Source organism: Bradyrhizobium sp. P2_E8 (assembly GCF_056403875.1).
On sequence record NZ_JBFUES010000845.1, the window covers coordinates 1 to 3,302 of the forward strand.

At 65.9% G+C, this 3,302-nt stretch carries 5 protein-coding genes; all 5 read left to right on the plus strand.

What is annotated here, in order from left to right; all coding sequences use genetic code 11:
* A partial coding sequence (locus AC1D00_RS32890; protein ID WP_477013537.1) for a 5'-nucleotidase C-terminal domain-containing protein occupies positions 1-655 on the plus strand: 655 nt, incomplete at its 5' end.
* On the plus strand, positions 652-1,110 hold the full coding sequence (locus AC1D00_RS32895; RefSeq protein ID WP_477013538.1) for a DsrE family protein: 459 nt from the start codon (positions 652-654) through the stop codon (positions 1,108-1,110). The genes AC1D00_RS32890 and AC1D00_RS32895, both read left to right, overlap by 4 nt.
* Before the next feature lie 271 nt (positions 1,111-1,381).
* Positions 1,382-2,419 (plus strand): MBL fold metallo-hydrolase, encoded by a 1,038-nt coding sequence (locus tag AC1D00_RS32900; RefSeq protein ID WP_027542233.1) that lies wholly within the window; start codon positions 1,382-1,384, stop codon positions 2,417-2,419.
* Positions 2,420-2,508: 89 nt separating this feature from the next.
* Positions 2,509-2,691, plus strand: a complete 183-nt coding sequence (locus tag AC1D00_RS32905; protein ID WP_027542232.1) for a hypothetical protein — start codon at positions 2,509-2,511, stop codon at positions 2,689-2,691.
* A gap of 147 nt (positions 2,692-2,838) precedes the next feature.
* A partial coding sequence (locus tag AC1D00_RS32910; RefSeq protein ID WP_477013539.1) for an MFS transporter occupies positions 2,839-3,302 on the plus strand: 464 nt, incomplete at its 3' end.

The window sequence follows — 3,302 nt, forward strand, 5'->3', positions numbered from 1 at the left end:
GCTGAAGCCTGATCCTGCGATGGCCGAGCTGATCGGCCGGGTTCGTGCGCCGCACGTGGCCGACTGGTCGGAGAAGATCGCAACGCCCGACCGGCTGCTCTATCGTCGCGGCAATTTCACCGGCCCGGTCGACGAGCTGATCTGCTCGGCGCTGCGCACCGAGCTCGATGCCCAGATCGCATTGTCGCCGGGCTTCCGCTGGGGCGTTACCGCACTATCCGGCCAGGCGCTGACCATGGAGGATGTGCTCGCGGAAACCGCGATCAGCTATCCCGAGACCTATGTGCAGGAGATGACCGGCGCGCAGATCAAGGACGTGCTGGAGGACATCTGCGACAATCTCTTCAACGCCGATCCCTACTACCAGCAGGGCGGCGACATGGTGCGCGCCGGCGGCCTCAGCTACACCTGCACGCCGGCGGGCGCGATCGGCGGCCGCATCTCGGAGCTGAAGCTCAATGACGGCAAGGCGATCAGCGCCAACCACCGCTACAAGGTCGCGGGCTGGGCCTCGGTCAACGGCCAGCAGGGCGCGCCGGTGTGGGACGTGGTGGCCAGATATCTGCGCTCGGGCCGGATGCTTCAGGAGCGGCTCGGCTCCGGCGTGACGCTGAAGGGCGTCGAGGACAATCCCGGGATTGCAGGACAGGGATGAGGCGCTTGCAAATGTTTCGCGCGCTGATGCTGGCGCTGCTCGCCTTGGCCGCGACGCCGCCGGCTCTTGCGCAGCAGGTGCCGCTTCAGGACAAGCCGTTCGCCGAGCACAGGATCGTGCTCCAGCTCTCCGACGGCGATGCCCGGAAGCAGGCGCTGGTGCTGAGCGTCGCCAACAATCTGCTGAAGGCCTACGACCCCGACAAGGTCGCGATCGAGGTGGTGGCGTTCGGCCCCGGTATCGACCTGCTGCTGCCGGGCAGCGAGCGCCGCAAGCAGGTCGAGAGCCTGATCGCGCAAGGCGTGCGCTTCGACATCTGTCTCAACACGGTCGACACGATCGAGCGGGAGACGGGCAAGCGGCCCGAGTTCATCCCCGCCGCCACCCCGGTGCAGGTCGGGGTCGGGCAGATCCTGTTCCTGGCGGAGAACGGGTACACGGTGGTGCGGCCGTAGGAGTGCCGGGACGACGCTCGAGAGCCGTCATGGGCGCTATGGCGCCGCCTCACCCACCGCTGTCATTCCCCGCCACCGGATCTCGCCGAAGGCGGGACCCGGTGGCGGGCGATGACAGCGAGTGTGACGTGCCAGCCCCCAAACCCCACCCCAAGCCTCATCACGCGGAGTAAAAATCTTCCAATTTTTCTTATTTTTGCAGTGCATTACTTCTCTTTTTGGCCCGCGGCGTAGTAGAATCTCGAAATCAGCTCCACGCCGGGGTCTTGCCATGATCTTCCGCCAGCTCTTCGACAGTGTTTCGGGCACCTACAGCTACGTCCTTGCCAGCCGCCCCGGCGGCGAGGCGCTGATCCTCGATCCCGTGCTGGAGAAGGTCGACCGCTATTGCCAATTGCTGCGCGAGCTCGACCTCAAGCTGGTCAAGGCGGTCGACACCCACCTTCATGCCGACCACGTCACCGGGCTCGGCGAGCTGCGCGACCGCACCCATTGCATGACCGTGATGGGCGACCAGACCAAGGCCGACGTGGTGGCGATGCGGGTCGCCGACGGCGACAAGGTGACGATCGAGGGGCTGTCGCTCGACGTGATGTACACGCCCGGCCACACCGACGATTCCTATTCCTACCTGATGGGCGACCGCGTCTTCACCGGCGACACGCTGCTGATCCGCGGCACCGGCCGCACCGATTTCCAGAACGGCTCCTCGCGCGCACAGTACGATTCGATCTTCAACCGCCTGCTCAAGCTGCCGGACGAGACGATGGTGTTCCCGGCGCATGACTACAAGGGCGACACCGTCTCCACCATCGGCGAGGAGAAGCGCTACAATCCGCGGCTCCAGGTGCGCTCGGTCGACGAATATATCGAGCTGATGGCGAACCTGAAGCTGCCCAATCCGAAGATGATGGACGTGGCGGTGCCCGCCAACATGCGCGTCGGCCTGCATCAGGAGGAGCTGGAGAAGGAGGGCCGCGCGCTGAGCGCTGGCGAGGCGATCCGCATCCTCGGCCGGCCTGACATCCTGCTGGTCGATCTGCGCGAGACCAACGAGCGCGCCAAGCACGGCATGCTCGAAGGCGCGCTGCACACGCCCTATCCGTCCGTCGAGGAGAGCCTGAAGCCCGGCGGCATGCTGCGCGAGGTCGCTGCCGCCACCGGCCGCCGCGTCGTGTTCTTCTGCGCCTTCGGCGAACGCTCGGCGATGGCTGTCGCGGCGGCGAAGGAAGCGGGCCTCGCCAATACCGCCCATATCGCCGGCGGCATCGATGCCTGGAAGAAGGCGGGCGGGCCGGTGGTGCACTGACGGCCCGGCGCGCCATTCTTGAGATAAGTCGGGCGCTGCCCACATATTGCGACTAGGATCGGATGCAGCATCACCATCCGGGAACAGCCATGGCCAAGATCGCCAACAAGACCGCCAAGCCGAGCGAGCCGCCCAAGACTGCCAGCGAGAAGCTGGCGGACAACAAGGCGAAGAAGCCGCTGCCGCGCGACCTCGACGACGACGATTACGAAGACGGCGACATCGCAACACCGAAGCGTGACCGGTACGGTCCCGATGACGAGCCGTTGTGAGGGGCGTTCGGTGTGCGTTTGGCTGCCCGCTCACGCACAATCCTCCGCCGTCGTCCCGCCCGCGCTACCTGCCATGCGCCTGCGTTCATGGACAAATAACCGCTGTCCCCGATAGTTTGCGCTCCCCCAGGGAGTGAAACTACCGCAATGGTCGACGTTCTCGCCGCACCGCAGCAAGGCAAGGCGGACAGCGCGCTGCGCACGCTGACGGGAATCTCGATCGCGCATTGGGTCAGCCATTTCCATCTGCTGGTCCTGCCGATGCTGTTCCCGTTCCTGAAGGACCGGCTCGGCGTCGGCTATGTCGAGCTCGGCTTCGCGCTGACCACGCTTGCGGTCGTATCGGGCCTGACGCAGGCGCCGACCGGCTATCTCGTCGACCATTTTGGCGCGCGCAGGATCTTGCTGATCGGGCTCACGCTCGGCGGCCTCGCGCTGATCCTGCTCGGCCTGCATCTGAGCTACGCCTCGATGATCGCCTGCGCCGTGCTGCTCGGACTCGCCAACAGCGTCTATCACCCCGCCGATTACGCGATCCTCGCCGAGCACATGGACGAGGCGCGGATGGGCCGCGCCTTCTCGATCCACACCTTTGCCGGCTATCTCGGCGG